Genomic DNA, 15,959 nt, shown 5'->3' on the forward strand with positions numbered 1-15,959 from the left:
ATGCCGTTGCGCCACACTATTTCCGGGCGAGGTGCCGTATCGAACGATGCTGGTCGGTACGAGGCGTATGCGCACGAAGCGGTCGATGACGGCTGGGAGGATCCCGAGCCTCTGCCTCCCTTGCGAACCTCGGTTCGGGACGAGGTCGCGAAGTCTCTGATCACCTACAACAAGTCACCCGATCTGCCATTTGACCGGTCGATCAACCCGTATCGCGGGTGCGAACACGGTTGCGTCTACTGCTTTGCCCGACCCACACATGCATATCTCGGTCTATCTGCCGGGTTGGATTTCGAAACGCGACTGATCGCACGTCCGAACGCGCCTGATGTGCTTGCGCGCGAGCTTTCGTCCGCGCGGTACAAGGTGGCGCCGATTGCGCTGGGTACAAATACGGACCCGTATCAGCCGATCGAAAAAACACGTTCAATCACAAGGGCCTGCCTGGAGGTTCTGAGAGATTTCAACCACCCGGTTGCGATCGTGACCAAGGGTGCTTTGATCGAACGGGATATCGACATTCTCGCTTCGATGGCCGCCCTCGGGCTGGTCAGGGTCGGCATCTCGCTGACCACGTTGGATGATGGCCTGTCGCGGCGGATGGAACCGCGTGCCCCTGCACCAAAACGTCGGCTGCGCACGATCCGAAAGTTGACCGAGGCCGGGATTCCCGTGCGCGTCATGACGTCCCCGATCATTCCGGGACTGACCGATCACGAGCTTGAAGCGCTGTTGGAGGCGGGCCGCGACGCAGGCGCGGATGCGGCCAGTTGGATCATGCTACGGTTGCCCCGCGAAGTCTCTCAACTGTGGCAGGAGTGGTTGTCCGAGCACGAGCCCGGTCGCGCCGAAAAGGTCATGGCGCGGTTGCGCGAAATGCACGGGGGCAGGGACTACGACCCGCGGTGGGGGCATCGGATGCGCGGCGAGGGGGTCTACGCCGAAATGGTCGCCAAGCGGTTCAAGTCTGCGATTGCGCGATTTGGATTGGCGACCACAACTCCCAAACTGCGTTGCGACCTCTTTGCCCGGCCTGCGCGGGCCGGGGATCAATTGTCACTGTTCCAATAAGAAAAGACCCCGCTCGATGGCGGGGCCTTTTGTCTGTCTCAGCGGTTTTCGATGTCGACGTAGTCGCGCAGAGTTTCGCCCAGATACAGCTGGCGCGGGCGGCCAATCTTGTTCTGAGGATCGGCGATCATTTCTTTCCACTGGCTGACCCAGCCAACGGTGCGCGACAGGGCGAAGATCGGGGTGAACATCGAGGTCGGGAAACCCATCGCCTCGAGAATGATGCCCGAGTAGAAATCGACGTTCGGGAACAGCTTCTTGTCGACGAAATACGGATCTTCCAGTGCCTGTTTCTCAAGCGCCTTGGCGACCTGCAGTTTCGGGTTGTTCTCGATGCCCAGCAAGTCCAGAACCTCATCGGCCGACTGCTTCATCACTTTGGCGCGCGGGTCAAAGTTCTTGTACACGCGGTGACCAAAGCCCATCAGGCGGAACGGATCGTTCTTGTCCTTGGCGCGTTCGATGAACTCGGGGATGCGGTCGACGCTGCCGATCTCTTCCAGCATCTCGAGGCAGGCCTGGTTGGCGCCGCCGTGCGCCGGGCCCCAGAGGCAGGCGATACCGGCCGCGATGCAGGCGAACGGGTTCGCGCCCGACGACGAAGCCAGACGCACGGTCGAAGTCGAGGCGTTCTGTTCGTGATCGGCGTGCAGGGTGAAAATCCGGTCCATGGCGCGGCTGAGGATCGGGTTGACGACGTAGTCCTCGGCCGGAACGGCGAAGCACATGTACAGGAAGTTCGACGCGTAGTCCAAGTCATTGCGCGGGTAGATGAACGGCTGACCGATCGAGTATTTGTATGCCATCGCCGCAATTGTCGGCATTTTGGCGATCAGGCGGTGCGTCGCGATTTCGCGCTGGCGCTCGTCGCCCACGTCAGTCGAGTCGTGATAGAAAGCCGACATGGCTCCGACCACGCCCACCATCGTAGCCATCGGATGCGCGTCGCGGCGGAAGCCACGGAAGAAATAGTGCATCTGCTCGTGGATCATCGTGTGGCGGGTGATGGTCGTTTCGAACTCTTCCAGTTCGTCGGCCTTGGGCAGGTACCCGTACAGAAGCAGGAAGCACACTTCGAGGAAGTGCGATTTCTCGGCCAGTTGGTCGATCGGATAGCCACGGTGCAGCAATTCGCCCTTTTCACCGTCGATATAGGTGATGGTGCTGTCGCAGCTTGCGGTCGAAGTGAAGCCCGGGTCGTAGGTGAACACGCCGGCCTGACCGTAGAGCTTGCGGATGTCGACTACGTCGGGTCCGGCCGTTGGCGAATGAACCGGCAACTCATAGGTTTTTCCGTGGACGGTCAGAGTCGCTGTCTTGTTGCTCTCGGTCATGTTTTCCCTTCCTCAATCATACGAATGCCGGCTCGCTGACCGACAAAACGGGCGGTGATCGCGCAAGTCTGCGCGAGTCAGGTCGTAGCGGAGCAGCGTTACCCGAATGTGAAGTCAGGACTGTGCCGCTGCATCAGAAATCCGTGCAATGGTCTCATCCCGACCCAGCACGAGCATCATGTCAAAAACCGAAGGTGTGACGGCCCGACCCGCCAACGCAGCCCTGAGGGGGCCAGCCAGCTTGCCGAACTTCAACCCGTTTGCCTCGGCAAACGAATTGAGGGTCTCCTCCAGTTCGTTCCGGGTCCAGCTAGCATTTTGCAGCTGCGGCGTCAATTGATCCAGTATACCGTCGGATACAGAACTCAGCGCCTTTTCTGCCTTCTCATCGCGCTCGATCGGTCGCGAAGTCAGTGCAAAATTCGCCTTTTCAAGGAGTTCCGGAAATGTACGCGCCCGATCCTTGAGGCAATACATCGCACGTTCCAAATCACCCGATTGTGTTTCTGTCAGCGCAGGCAGGCCAGCGGCGTCCAGATATTCTTCGATTTCTTGCCGCAATGCAGCATCATCGGATATGGCGATGTGCTGTCCGCACAAGTTCTCGAGCTTTTTCAGATCGAACCGCGCCGGGCTTTTCCCAATTCCGTCCAGGTCGAACCATTCCTTGGCCTGTTCATCTGTAAAAAACTCGTCGTCCCCGTGGCTCCAGCCCAGGCGCGCCAGGTAGTTTCGCATACCGGCGGCAGGATAGCCCATGGCCTGATACTCCTGCGCGCCCAACGCGCCGTGCCGCTTGCTGAGTTTCTTGCCGTCAGGGCCGTGGATCAGCGGGATGTGCGCCCAAACCGGAACCTTCCAGCCCATGGCTTCATAGATCATCATCTGCCGCGCCGCGTTGTTCAGGTGGTCGTCGCCGCGAATGACATGCGTCACACCCATGTCGTGGTCATCAACGACCACCGCCAGCATATAGACCGGTGTGCCGTCCGAACGCAGGAGGACCATGTCGTCCAGCTGATCGTTTCGGATGGTCACGTCACCCTGGACCTTGTCGCGGATGACGGTTGTGCCGTCCTGCGGAGCCTTGATCCGCACAACGAAGGGGCGATCGGGGTGGGTGCTGGGATCGGCGTCGCGCCACGGGCTGCAGAACAAGGTCGACTTGCCTTCGGCCCGGGCCTGTTCACGAAAGGCCGCGATCTCTTCCTGGGTTGCAAAGCACTTGTATGCTTTGCCTTCTGCCAGCAGCTGGTGGGCGACTTCGGCGTGACGAGCTGCGCCCTCGAACTGGCTGATGACATCTCCGTCGTGGTCGAGCCCGAGCCAGCTCATGCCCTTGAGGATTGCCTCGGTCGCTTCGGGCGTTGACCGTTCGCGGTCCGTGTCTTCGATCCGCAGCAGGAACTTTCCGCCACGACCGCGGGCGTAAAGCCAATTGAACAGCGCAGTACGGGCTCCGCCAATGTGCAGATAGCCGGTGGGCGAGGGTGCAAATCGGGTGACGACCTGATCGGACATTGTAGTGATTAACCTTTTGGTAACCGCGTTGAGCGTAGAGTTGAGCCTGTCTAACGAGCCTCAAGGACGGGGGCAACCATGCGTGTTGTGGCGTGGGTCGAAGGTGCGTTGCTAAACCAGCGAGGGCACCTTTTGCCTTGGTCTCCGGTTTGTCTGGCCATCGGCATAGGCCTGTATTTCGCAATCCGGTTCGAGCCGGATGCGCGGATTTATTCCGGCCTGTCCGGGTTGGTCCTGCTTGCCATTTGGGCCAGCCGCCGGATGTCGTCTGCCTGGGCTCCGTTGGCAATAGGGGGGGCGCTGGTCGCCGTTGGGTTCATCCTGGCGGGTGCTCGCGCTCACATGGTTGCAGAGCCGGTTTTGAAATGGCGCTATTACGGCCCGGTTGAGGGGAGGGTCGTGGCGTTGGATCGCTCTGCTTCGGATGCGCTGCGGGTTACGCTGGACCAGGTACGGATCGGGGACGTGCCGTCGGACCAAGCCCCGCGGCGCATCCGACTTTCGTTGCATGGCGACCATGTACCGATTGTGCCAGGGCAACGCGTTATGACGACGGCCCATCTGTCACCGCCGCAAGGTCCCGTCGAACCCGGCGGCTTTGATTTTCGCAGACACGCCTGGTTTCAGCGCTTGGGCGCGGTCGGATACGCGCGCACGCCAGTGGTCACCGCCGCTCCGTCCCGCTTTGAGGCCGGGGTGCGTATCGCTGCCGTGCGCATGGCCATTTCCGACAGAGTGAGAGAAGTGCTGCCAGGTGATGTCGGCGGCTTTGCCGCAGCTGTTTCGACCGGGGATCGCAGCGGCATCAGCGCCGCCGCTTTGGACAATTTGCGTGCGTCGAACCTTGCCCATCTGCTTGCAATCTCCGGCCTGCATATGGGGTTGTTGACGGGGTTCGTCTTTGTGACTTGCCGGGTACTGCTTGCGGCCTTGCCCGCCTTGGCGTTGCGGTGGCCGGTTCGCAAGGTTGCCGCGGTCTGCGCGCTGATCGCTGCAACGCTCTATCTGTTGCTTTCTGGGGGCAATGTCGCGACCGAGCGCGCCTTCGTGATGGTATCGGTTCTGTTTGGGGCAGTTTTGATCGATCGGCGTGCCATATCCTTGCGGGCCGTCGCGGTTGCCGCGCTGTTGGTGCTGTTTCTTCGCCCTGAATCATTGCTCAGCCCCGGTTTTCAGATGTCCTTTGCCGCCACGACAGCACTGGTCGCGGTTTTCGGTGCCCTTCGCGACGTCGAGGTTCCAAGAGCGCCCAAGTGGTTGCGCCCGGTGGGTGGGCTTCTGTGCTCCTCGGCGGTCGCTGGTTTGGCGACCGCCCCAATTGGTGCGGCGCATTTCAACATGGTTTCGCACTACGGCTTGCTGGCCAACACCCTGTCCGTGCCGGTTATGGGATCCGTCGTGGTTCCCTCGGCAGTTCTGGCAGCGATCCTCGCGCCTTTCGGGATCGAGGCCGTGGCGATCCATGTGATGGGTTTCGGGCTGGCGTGGATCCTGGCCGTTTCGGACTGGGTGTCCGGCCTGGATGGTGCGCGGAGCTTTGTTGCCAGCTCGCCCGGTTTTGTCCTGCCGCTGTTTTCCTTGGGTGCGCTGTGGGTCGTTTTGTGGCAGGGACGCAGCCGCTGGGTCGGAGTTTTTCCGATGGCGTTTGCCGCCGTATTCTGGGGACAAGGCCAGCGACCCGAGGTGCTGATCGCCGATTCAGGTGGTTTGGTTGGGGTGATGACCGAGCGGGGCCGCGCGTTGAGCAAGGAAAAGGGCGCTGGGTTCGTCGCTTCGGTCTGGCTTGAAAACGATGGAGACGGAGCAACCCAGCCGGAGGCTGCAGGCCGGTGGCCATCGGCCCCAGATCTTGTTCAGCGATACCCTTTCGAGAAATTCCAGCTGGTCCACATCACGGGCAAGCGCGCGGCCCAGCAGGTCACCGTTTGCCACCCGGGCGAACTCGTGGTCTCTGCTGTGCCGATCAAGCTGACTGGTGACTGCGCCGTTTTTGATCCAGATCGACTGCGAAAGACCGGAAGCCTTGCGATCCGCCAAGGAAAGCTGTTCAGCAGCGCTGATGCGACGGGGCCGCGCCTTTGGTCACCGGCTCGGCCCGACGGCTTCAGTAAGTCCGAATAAGTCCGACCAGACGCCCTTGGACCTTGACCTTGTCCTCGGGCAATACCCGCGTTTCGTAGGCGGGGTTGGCAGCCTCGAGCGCGATCGCCTGGCCGCGCCGGAAGAACCTTTTGAGGGTTGCTTCCTGGTCTTCGACCAAGGCCACGACAATGTCGCCATTGTCTGCCGAAGATGTTTCGCGGATCACGACCACGTCCCCGTCATTGATACCGGCGTCGATCATGGAATCTCCGCGCACCTCAAGGGCATAGTGTTCGCCACGGCCCGATACCATCGTGCCCGGTACCGCAACATGATGGGAAACGTGGCTGATCGCCTCGATCGGAACACCGGCGGCAATTCTGCCCATCACCGGAAGTTCGAGAGCGTCCACCGACACAGGCTCGACATTGGCGGGGCGGGGCACGCTGGGCTTGTCACCTTCGATCACGCGGGGCGTGAAGCCGGCGGTCGGCTCGCCCCCCAGACTTTCGGGCAGTTTCACGATCTCGATCGCGCGCGCCCTGTGGGCGAGACGCCGAATGAACCCACGCTCTTCCAGCGCGGTGATCAACCGATGGATGCCGGATTTGGATCTCAGGTCCAACGCCGTTTTCATTTCGTCAAAGCTGGGTGGAACACCGTCCGCCTGAACGCGTTTGTGGATGAATTCCAGCAAATCCAATTGCTTCTTGGTCAGCATCGCTCACACCTCGTTGCCCATACGTTTTCTTTTGTTCTACGCATGTTCACGTTTTGTGTCAATGGATTTGCCGACTGAACCTAGATGGCCAGGTAGGACACCGTTTCCCCCGCAGCCCGCGCGGGATCGTTTGGAGGGCGCATCAGCAAGGCGTTCGACCGCGCCAGAACGCTGAGCAGCGAACTGTCCTGATCCTCGAATGCGCGTATCCCATTGCTTTCCAATCGAGCGCGCATGTAATGCTCGCGCGGGCCGTTTGGTGGAAGGGCATCCGACAAGATGGCCTGATGGAGAATCGGGTCAACAGTCTGGATGCCCAGCATCTTTTTGACCAAGGGGACCAGGAAGAGATATCCGCAAACCATCGCGCTGACCGGGTTGCCGGGCAACCCGATCATCGTCGCATCACCCAGCCGCCCGGCCATCAGCGGCTTGCCGGGGCGCATCAGGACCTTGTAGAAGGATTGCTTGAGCCCCAGCCGATGCGATGCTTCGGCCACAAGGTCGTAGTCACCCACCGACGCTCCGCCAATTGTCACGACCAGATCGGAGCCTTCGGCCAAGCCAAACGCGGTTTCCAGCGATGACAGGGTGTCCTGTGCCACTGGCAACATGCGAACATTTGCGCCAGCATTCTCGAGCAACGCTTTGATGCCAAACGAGTTTGAGGCAATGATCTGGTCAGGTCCCGGAGTTTCGCCCGGCATGACCAGCTCGTTTCCCGTAGCGATCAGCGCGATCTGAGGTTTGCTGGCCACTGAGACGGTTGGAACATTCATCGCCGCCAGCAATGCAAGATCTTCGGGCGAGAGAACTCGCGGTGCACTAACCGTATCGCCGATGGTAAAATCCACGCCTGCCGGTCGGATGTTGGTTTTTTGGCCGGGTTCTTCCGTGATCGTCAACAGATCGCCGCGCCGGTCGGTATCTTCCTGGATGACGACGAAATCTGCCCCCTCGGGGACCGGAGCCCCGGTGAAGATCCGAACCGCCTGACCCGGGCCCAGCGTACCCGTGAAACGCTGGCCAGCGGCGGCCTCACCGATGACCTTGAACATCGCGTGACGTTCAACCTCGGCCGACTTCAGCGCATATCCATCCATTGAAGAGGCGGCAAACGGGGGTTGGTCCCGCTCGGCTTTGACATCCCGCATCAGCACTCGGCCGGCCGCGTCAGCCAGCGCAATCTTCTCTTCGGGCATGGTGGCTACCAGGCCGAACAGCAGCTGTCGGGCTTCTTCAACCGTTATCATTTCGCCTCGTAACGACCGGATTTTCCGCCATCTTTCAGCAGAACATGGATGCCGCCGATTTCCATCCCCTTGTCAACGGCCTTGGCCATGTCATAGACGGTCAGCGCTGCGGTAGACACGGCTGTCAGGGCCTCCATCTCGACGCCAGTCTGTCCGGTGGTCTTGACCGTCGCTTCGATCTGCACGCCGGGCAGGTCAGGGTCCAATGTCAGGTCGACCGACACTTTGGTGACAGGCAAGGGATGGCACAGCGGAATCAGGTCCGGTGTTTTCTTTGCCCCCATTATTCCGGCCAACCGGGCAACCCCGAGAACATCGCCCTTCTTCGCGCGGCCTTCGGAAATGATTTCAAAGGTTTGGTGCGCCATTTTCACGTGGCCCGCGGCAACGGCGACCCGGTTTGTCGTGTCCTTGTCCGATACATCGACCATATGGGCCTGGCCGTCGCTGTCAAAATGCGTCAGGGGCATCACATGACCCCCGGCACCAGCGGGTTCGACAGGATGTGACGGGTTGCGGCGGCGACGTCCTGCTGCCGCATGAGGCTTTCTCCGATCAGGAAACACCGGGCACCATAGCGGGCGATATCCGCTAGGTCTTCCGGAGTGTTCAGCCCGCTTTCGCACACGATCATGCGGTCAGCGGGAACCAGCTTGGACAAGCGTCGAGTGGTATCAAGCGAAGTTTCGAACGTCTTGAGATTGCGGTTGTTTATCCCGATGAGGGGGCTTTTTAGATCGGCCGCGCGCTCAAGCTCGGCCTCGTCATGTACCTCGATCAGGACATCCATGTCCCAGTCAAACGCGGTCTGTTCCAGTTCGGCGGCTTGCTGGTCGTCCACCGATGCCATGATGATCAGGATACAGTCGGCGCCCAGTGCGCGCGCTTCGACCACTTGATAGGGATCATACATGAAGTCCTTGCGTAATGCCGGAAGCGAGCATGCAGCCCGGGCCGCGGTCAGGAATTCCTTGGCACCCTGAAAGCTTGGTGTGTCGGTCAAAACCGAAAGGCAGGCGGCGCCGCCTTCTTCGTAGGCCTTTGCCAGCGCGGGCGGATCGAAATCCTCACGGATCAACCCTTTGGACGGGCTTGCTTTCTTGATTTCGGCGATCAGACCATACCCGCGGCGACTGGCCGTGCGCAGTGCCTCCACAAAGCCGCGCGTCTCAGACGCTTCGCGGGCTTGTTGCTCAACCTCGTCCAGGGGAACTTGGGCTTTGTCGGCGGCGACTTCTTCCAGCTTGTAGGCCTTGATCTTATCCAGAACGGTTTCGGTCATGCGGCTTCCTGTGTGAGTTGTGCCAAAGCAGCAATCTTGTCTTTTGCCTTGCCGCTGTCGATGCTTTCGGCGGCCATTTCGACGCCTTCTTTCAGGTCTGGTGCAGCTTCGGCGACCACAAGGGCCGCAGCCGCGTTCAGCAGGACCGCATCCCGATAGGCCGACGGCCCGCCATCCAGTAACGCGCGGAACGCGACGGCGTTTTCCTCGGGTGTGCCGCCCAGAATATCTTCAAATGGATGAACCGGCAGGCCCGCATCTTCGGGATGCAGTTCAACCTCTTTCACCCGTCCGTCCTCAAGCGACGCAACCCAGCTGATGCCAGTAATCGTCAACTCGTCGGTCCCGTCCGAGCCATGTACCAGCCAGGCGTGCTCGGCCCCAAGCAGGCCAAGGGTCTCGGCCATCGGTCGGATCAGGTCACGGCTGAAGGCTCCGGTCAGCTGCCGCTTGACGCCGGCGGGGTTGGTCAGGGGGCCAAGGATGTTGAAGATGGTTCGGGTGCCAAGCTCTTGCCGGGTGGGCATGACATGGGCGATGGCCGGGTGATGCATGGGGGCCATCATGAAACCAATGCCGACGGTCTGCAAAGCATTTTCAACGACTTGCGGCCCGACCATCACATTGATTCCCATCTGTCCCAATGCATCGGCGGCCCCGGATTTCGAGCTGAGATTCCGGTTGCCGTGCTTGGCCACGGTCACGCCCGCGCCAGCAACGACAAAGGCCGTTGCGGTCGAGATATTGAGTGTGCCTTTCCCGTCGCCGCCGGTCCCCACGATGTCAATCGCGCCCGCTGGTGCTTTGACCGCGTTGCATTTCGCTCGCATCACGGCGGCGGCGGCGGCATACTCCTCGACCGTTTCGCCGCGCGTCCTCATAGCCATCAACAGACCGCCGATCTGGCTGGGCGTCGCGCGACCCTCAAACAGGATCTCAAAGGCCTGTTCGGCTTCGGCACGGGTCAGGGCGCGATCGGCCGCAGCTCCGATCAACGGTTTCAGCGCGTCACTCATGCGGGGACTTTCATTTCGTTCAGGAAATTCTTCAGCAGAGCGTGGCCGTGTTCCGAGGCGATCGATTCCGGGTGGAATTGAACACCATGGATCGGCAGCTCCTTGTGTTGCAGGCCCATGATGGTGCCGTCTTCCAACTCTGCCGTGATTTCGAGGCAATCGGGCAGGGTATCCCGATCGACGACCAGTGAGTGGTAGCGGGTCGCCTCAAACGGTGACGGCAGGCCGGCGAACAGGCCATTGCCAGTGTGATGCATGGTTCCCATTTTGCCGTGCACGATTTCGTGGCACCGCACAACCTTGCCGCCGAAGGTCTGACCAATGGTCTGGTGACCCAGACATACACCCATCAAAGGCGTGCGCGTTTCCGCAGCTGCCTCGGTCAGCGCGAGGCAGATCCCGGCCTGGTCCGGATCACAAGGGCCGGGGCTCAGCAAGATGCCGGCAGGGTTCATGGCCATTGCTTCCTGCACATCCAGCGCATCATTGCGGCGCACGACCATTTCCGCGCCCAATTCGCCCAAATAGTGGACAAGGTTGTAGGTAAACGAGTCGTAGTTGTCGATCAGCAGCAGCATTTGGCACTTGTCTTGTGTTTGGGCAATTCGGACTGGCGATACAGCCCCGCGCCACGGTATAGTGTTGGGACATACATGCTCAGGCTTGTGCGGCAGCGTCAAGGGGACAACCTCTACAAGACGACCGGACGGGTGAGTGCCGCAGAGACGGTGCACGGGCTGCCGAGGCAGGATGAAAGACGAGAGGCAAGAACAGATGGGCGGATTTATCGGTGGAATGATCGCCGGCGCGGTCGTTGTGTTGGTTCTGGGCGCAGTGCTTTCCCTGAACACGCCACTTGGCAGCAAACCGGATATTCAGACAGCGGCGCCAGCCGCGGCGGAAGCCGATCTGCCCAAGGCGGATACGGAAGTACAGGGCGCTGGTCCGGATTCCGATCTTGTCGAAATCGCACCACGAGCGCTCGAGGCGCTGGACGATACGTCGGATGGGGCCACTGGACTGGATGGCATTCAGGCCGAGCCGGATGATCGTCCGCAGGTCGGTGACACCGTGGCAGGCTTGAACGACCCGGGTGCGGGAGACGCCGCGTCGGTCGATGTGACGACCGACGCGCCAGCCGCGCCCCCGGCGCCCGGACCGGTTCCGTCCAGCCCGGACGAAGAGGTCCAGCCTGTCACTGTGGACGCGACGCCGCCGACCGCACCGCAGCCACCGGCGCAAGAGGTCACGGCCGTCGAGCCCGAGACCGCCGAACCAGAGACCACGGCAAATGCGGAACCCGAAGCGACCCCCGAGCCGGAAACAGCCGCGCTGCCATCGACGCCTGAGCCGGATCAACCGACCGGAACCGGCGACAGCCCGATCGCGGTCGAGGGGGACGAAGACACGCAGCCTCGCAAACGGGCCCGGATCGCGGCCTTGCCCCAGATCGGCGGCGAACAGGCAACGGCCTCATCCTCGATTGCCGGCAAACGCGTGATCCCGCTGACCGAACGCGATGATGCCCCGGCCGATCAGCCGGCAGAGGGTGAGGGCATGCCCGGCAAGCCGATCGATGCTTATGCGGCTGCCTTTGACAACCCGGATGCCAAACCGCTGATGTCGATCATCCTGATCGATGACGAAGGTGCGTTCGGGGCCGAGGCGCTGAAGGATTTTCCGTATCCACTGAGCTTTGCGGTCAGCCCTTCGGATCCGCAAGCGGCGGAGAAGATGAAGCGCTATCGCGAGGCTGGGTTCGAGGTTCTGGCCTTGACCGACCTGCCAAAGGCGGCCAGCGCGCAGGATGCCGAAGTTTCGCTGGCGGTCTGGCTTGAAACCTTGCCTGAAACCGTTGGCCTGCTTGAGGGCGTGAACACCGGGATACAAGGCAACCGAAAGTTGGCCGATCAGGTGGCTGCCATCGCGGCAGGAACGGGCCGTGGGCTGGTCGTGCAGGACAACGGGCTGAATACCGTTCAAAAGCTGGCCGCGCGGGCCGGTATTCCATCCAGTGTGGTGTTCCGCGACATCGACGGTGCGCGTCAGGATCCAACGGTCATGCGCCGGTTTCTGGACCAGGCCGCTTTTCGTGCCGGGCAGGAAGGCGCGGTTGTGATGCTGGGCCGATTGCGGCCCGAGACAATTTCGGCGTTGTTGCTCTGGGGGCTTGAGGATCGCGGCAACCGAGTTGCCCTGGCCCCGATCTCGGCGGTGATGAAAAGCCAGATCCAGTAATCAGTGTAGAAAAAGAAGAAAAGGCGGCCAGGTTAGCCGCCTTTTTTATGAATTCCCGGATCCGGTGAACCGCGCCGCATCCGCGGCGGCCCGCCTGATCGCATTCGATTTGTGCACGGTTTCCATATATTCGGCCTCGGGGTCGCTGTCATAGACGACACCACCGCCGGCCTGGATATATAGTTTCTGGTCCTTCACGATGGCCGTACGCAGCGCAATGCACATGTCCATGTCGCCACCGGCGCTGAAATAGCCGACACCGCCACCGTAGACACCGCGCTTTTCGGGTTCCAACTCGTCGATGATCTGCATCGCCCGGACCTTAGGTGCGCCTGACACCGTGCCCGCCGGCATCCCGGCAAAGAAGGCGTCCAGGGCATCCTTGTCGTCGGCCAACTCGCCCACAACGTTCGACACGATGTGCATCACGTGGCTGTAGCGCTCGATGATGAATTCCTCGGTCGGGCGGACGGTGCCGATTTTGGACACGCGACCTGTGTCGTTGCGGCCCAGGTCCAGCAGCATGAGGTGCTCGGCCAGTTCCTTTTTGTCGGCCAGCAAATCCAGCTCGTTCGCCTTGTCCTCTTCGGGGGTCGCACCACGGGGACGTGTTCCGGCGATCGGCCGGATGGTCACTTCGTTGCCGAACACGCGCACAAGTATCTCGGGGCTGGCGCCGATCACCTGAAAGCCACCGAAGTTGAAATAGAACATGAACGGCGACGGATTCGTGCGGCGCAAGGAACGATACAGTGCAAAGGGCGGCAGCGGGAAATCCTGCGTCCAGCGTTGTGCCGGAACCACCTGGAAGATGTCACCAGCCTGGATGTACTCCTTGGCCTTTTCCACGGCTTCCATGTAGCCCGATTTGGTGAAGTTGGATACCGGCGGCGCGATCTCGTGCGCTTCGCCCAAATCCCGCGATTCCGAGGGCATTGCGCGTTCCAGGTCGCGCACCGCGTCCATCACACGCTCGGCCGCTTGTGCGTAGGCGGCCTTAGCTGACTGCCCGTCGCTGGCCCAGGCCGGAGACACAATGGTGACTTCGCCTTTCACACCGTCCAAGACCGCAACCACCGACGGGCGCAGCAGTATCGCATCCGGCAGGCCCAAAGGATCGGGGTTAACATCCGGCAGGTATTCGACAAGGCGCACCATGTCGTATCCCAAATAACCGAACAGGCCGGCCGCAGCCTGGGGCAGGTCATCGGGCAGGTCGATGCCGCTTTCGGCGAGCAGCGCGCGCAGGTTGTCCATCGGGTTGCCATCTTGCGCGTCGAACGCATCCGCATCAAACCGCGCCGAACGGTTCAATTCCGAGGTTTCGCCCCGACAGCGCCAGATCAGATCCGGCTTCATCCCGATGATCGAATACCGCCCGCGAACTTCGCCTCCGGTCACCGATTCAAGGACGAAGGCGTCCTTCTGGGCGCCCGTCAGCTTGAGCATCAGCGAAACCGGTGTGTCCAGATCCGCGGCCAGACGGGTATAAACGACTTGGTTCTGTCCGGCCTCGTAGGCGCGGGCAAAGCTGTCGAAATCGGGTGTCAGAGCCATTTTCGTTCCGGTCAGAAGTTGGCCTGAACCGCGTTCAGCGCGCGCTGGTCCAGGGTCGGCCGCGCGCGTGTCTGAGCGTCGCGCACATAGATGTCGAAGATGTTTTGGGCCAGTGCCTGGTTCAGCTGAGCGGCAGCGGCTTCCTGCATCAGGCGCTGTTCGTCGGTTTCCGCAGGCGGAAGAACCTCGTCCAGCCGAACGATGAATGCCGCATCCGGTCCCGCGATCACGCGCAGCTCATTGGGCTCCATCTCAAAGATCTGGGTCATGAAGTCGGCCGGTACGTTATCCAGAAACGCGGTACGGGTCAGCGCGTTTTCGACACGGAATGGCAGACCGGTCGCCGTGAAATCACCGTCGACGGCCAATTGAGTCACGATGCCGTTGGCCTGTTCCTCAAGCGCCTTGGCCGTCTGTTCCTGTACCCATGCGGCGGCGACGCGGTCGCGAGCGGACTCCAGCGGCTCGGGGCGCGGCGGCAGAACCTCATCCAGCCGCAGGGCAAAGATCGAACCATCCTCGAGGAATCCGATTTCCGGGAAATCATCTTCGCGGACGGCCTGAGCGGCCTGGCGGAAGCCGTCATACGCGGCGATGCCGTCGTCGCTTTGGCGGGTCCAGTCAATCTTGCCAAGCTCCATTTCGGTTTCGTTGGCCAACTCTTCCAGCGTGGCGCCGCCGGCCAGCATGTCGTTGATATCTTCGGCCTGGCTTTCGATCAGGCGCCGGGCGCGTTCGCCGGCCAGCTCTGCGCGCAGTTCCGGTTCGGCGTCCTCAAAGCTCACGTTCTGTTCGGCCAGCGATCCGTTGACCCGGAACAGGGCCGGACCAAAGACCGAGGGCAGGGGACCCACGACCTGATCAATCTCCGCGGCAAAAACGGCATCCGCGGCCTCGCCCAGATCTTCGCGGGTCACATCACCCAGATCGACGCTGCTCAGTTCAAGTTCGCGTTCGCGTACCAGCTGCTCAAAATCCGCCCCGCCGACTTCCAGCTGCGCCATCGCCGCAGTCGCCTCTTCTTCCGAGGGGTAGACCAGCCGCTCAACCAGACGACGTTCGGGTTGCTGATACTGGTCCTTGCGCTGCTCATACAGACGCTTGAGCGCGTCTTCGTCGATTTCGACCGTATCCTGCAGCATCTCCGGCGACAGAACGGCGTAGGTGATCTTTTTGGTGCGCGGCAGAGTGAACCGATCGGTATTCGCGCCGTAATACGCTTGAATCTCGGCGTCTGTCGGCTCGGGGATCGGGGTCGTCAGAGCGTCCGGCGACAGAGTTGCGACGGTAAAGCTGCGGCGAGCGAGAACATAGTCGGCCAAGGCTTTGGTCATGATTGCGGGCATTTCAACACCGTCCATCATCGCGCCTTGGACAATTGTCCGTGCTGTTTCCTTTCGCAGGTCTTCCTCGAACTCGGTTTCGGTCATGCCGATCTGTTCCAGCTGGAACCGGTAGGCTTCGCGGTCAAAAGATCCGTCAGGGCCCTGAAAGGCCTGAATGCCGACGATTTCCTTCTGCAGGTTGGCATCACCGATCGAAACACCCAGCTGTGCGACCTCGTTGTTCAGGGCTGCCAGCGAAACCAGACGCGCCAAGGCCCGCTGATCCAGCCCCAGCTCGCGGGCTTGTGACATCTGCATCGGTTGACCGGTCTGCGCCTCGACCGCGCGGATTTCCCGCTGCAGCTCGCGGACATAGGCATCGACCGAAACGTCCTCATCCCCGACCTGGGCGACAGTGCGTACCGTTCCGCTGAGGTTGACGGCGCCAAAACCGGCAAGACCCAGCATCAGCATGCCCATGAGAATCCAAACGAAGGTTTTGGAGAGTTTATTAATGCCTGCGGCCATAGTGCCCTCTTGGATCTTGCGGCAGGGTTCT

General features: G+C 61.2%; 13 protein-coding genes. 3 read left to right on the forward strand and 10 right to left on the reverse strand.

Going from position 1 to position 15,959, the window contains the following annotated elements; all coding sequences use genetic code 11:
- Positions 1 to 1,071, forward strand: a complete 1,071-nt coding sequence (locus ACR3EL_RS07500) for a PA0069 family radical SAM protein (RefSeq protein WP_170338438.1) — start codon at positions 1 to 3, stop codon at positions 1,069 to 1,071.
- A gap of 38 nt (positions 1,072 to 1,109) precedes the next feature.
- Here the strand turns inward: ACR3EL_RS07500 and gltA are convergent, their stop codons facing one another.
- Complete coding sequence (gltA, locus tag ACR3EL_RS07505; RefSeq protein ID WP_170338439.1) at positions 1,110 to 2,405, reverse strand: citrate synthase; 1,296 nt, start codon at positions 2,403 to 2,405, stop codon at positions 1,110 to 1,112.
- A gap of 114 nt (positions 2,406 to 2,519) precedes the next feature.
- A complete protein-coding gene (gene gltX, locus ACR3EL_RS07510) occupies positions 2,520 to 3,926 on the reverse strand; it encodes a glutamate--tRNA ligase (protein ID WP_480721036.1) in 1,407 nt (468 codons plus the stop codon).
- 78 nt (positions 3,927 to 4,004) lie between these two features.
- On the opposite strand from gltX, the gene ACR3EL_RS07515 reads away from it, so the two are divergent.
- A complete protein-coding gene (locus ACR3EL_RS07515; RefSeq protein ID WP_480721038.1) occupies positions 4,005 to 6,047 on the forward strand; it encodes a ComEC/Rec2 family competence protein in 2,043 nt (680 codons plus the stop codon).
- On the opposite strand, the gene lexA is transcribed toward ACR3EL_RS07515, so the two are convergent.
- The 6 genes from lexA to ACR3EL_RS07545 all read right to left on the reverse strand — a co-directional run bounded on the left by lexA (position 6,031) and on the right by ACR3EL_RS07545 (position 10,858).
- Complete coding sequence (lexA, locus tag ACR3EL_RS07520) at positions 6,031 to 6,729, reverse strand: transcriptional repressor LexA (protein WP_093962183.1); 699 nt, start codon at positions 6,727 to 6,729, stop codon at positions 6,031 to 6,033. The two genes, ACR3EL_RS07515 and lexA, sit on opposite strands and share 17 nt — an antisense overlap.
- A gap of 80 nt (positions 6,730 to 6,809) precedes the next feature.
- On the reverse strand, positions 6,810 to 7,982 hold the full coding sequence (locus tag ACR3EL_RS07525) for a molybdopterin molybdotransferase MoeA (RefSeq protein ID WP_480721041.1): 1,173 nt from the start codon (positions 7,980 to 7,982) through the stop codon (positions 6,810 to 6,812).
- Positions 7,979 to 8,452 carry a cyclic pyranopterin monophosphate synthase MoaC gene (gene moaC, locus ACR3EL_RS07530; RefSeq protein WP_170338443.1) on the reverse strand — a complete coding sequence of 158 codons (474 nt, stop codon included), beginning with the start codon at positions 8,450 to 8,452 and terminating at the stop codon, positions 7,979 to 7,981. The genes ACR3EL_RS07525 and moaC overlap by 4 nt, the downstream gene beginning before the upstream one ends.
- Entirely contained in the window at positions 8,452 to 9,264 is an 813-nt protein-coding gene (gene trpC, locus ACR3EL_RS07535; RefSeq protein ID WP_170338444.1) for an indole-3-glycerol phosphate synthase TrpC, read from the reverse strand. Before trpC ends, moaC begins: the two co-directional genes overlap by 1 nt.
- Positions 9,261 to 10,280 (reverse strand): anthranilate phosphoribosyltransferase, encoded by a 1,020-nt coding sequence (trpD, locus tag ACR3EL_RS07540; protein WP_170338445.1) that lies wholly within the window; start codon positions 10,278 to 10,280, stop codon positions 9,261 to 9,263. The genes trpC and trpD overlap by 4 nt, the downstream gene beginning before the upstream one ends.
- Complete coding sequence (locus ACR3EL_RS07545) at positions 10,277 to 10,858, reverse strand: anthranilate synthase component II (RefSeq protein ID WP_170338446.1); 582 nt, start codon at positions 10,856 to 10,858, stop codon at positions 10,277 to 10,279. Before ACR3EL_RS07545 ends, trpD begins: the two co-directional genes overlap by 4 nt.
- 196 nt (positions 10,859 to 11,054) lie before the next feature.
- On the opposite strand from ACR3EL_RS07545, the gene ACR3EL_RS07550 reads away from it, so the two are divergent.
- The gene (locus ACR3EL_RS07550) at positions 11,055 to 12,518 is read left to right on the forward strand and encodes a divergent polysaccharide deacetylase family protein (protein WP_170338447.1); all 1,464 of its coding nucleotides are present in this window, start codon (positions 11,055 to 11,057) and stop codon (positions 12,516 to 12,518) included.
- Between the two features lie 45 nt (positions 12,519 to 12,563).
- On the opposite strand, the gene trpE is transcribed toward ACR3EL_RS07550, so the two are convergent.
- Together trpE and ACR3EL_RS07560 are read right to left on the reverse strand one after the other, a co-directional pair.
- The gene (trpE, locus tag ACR3EL_RS07555; protein WP_170338448.1) at positions 12,564 to 14,075 is read right to left on the reverse strand and encodes an anthranilate synthase component I; all 1,512 of its coding nucleotides are present in this window, start codon (positions 14,073 to 14,075) and stop codon (positions 12,564 to 12,566) included.
- An 11-nt stretch (positions 14,076 to 14,086) separates the two neighbouring features.
- Positions 14,087 to 15,928, reverse strand: coding sequence for a peptidyl-prolyl cis-trans isomerase (locus ACR3EL_RS07560; protein WP_170338449.1), 1,842 nt, complete (start codon positions 15,926 to 15,928; stop codon positions 14,087 to 14,089).
- Positions 15,929 to 15,959 lie beyond the last annotated feature (31 nt).

This window comes from Ruegeria sp. BJ3, assembly GCF_056535665.1.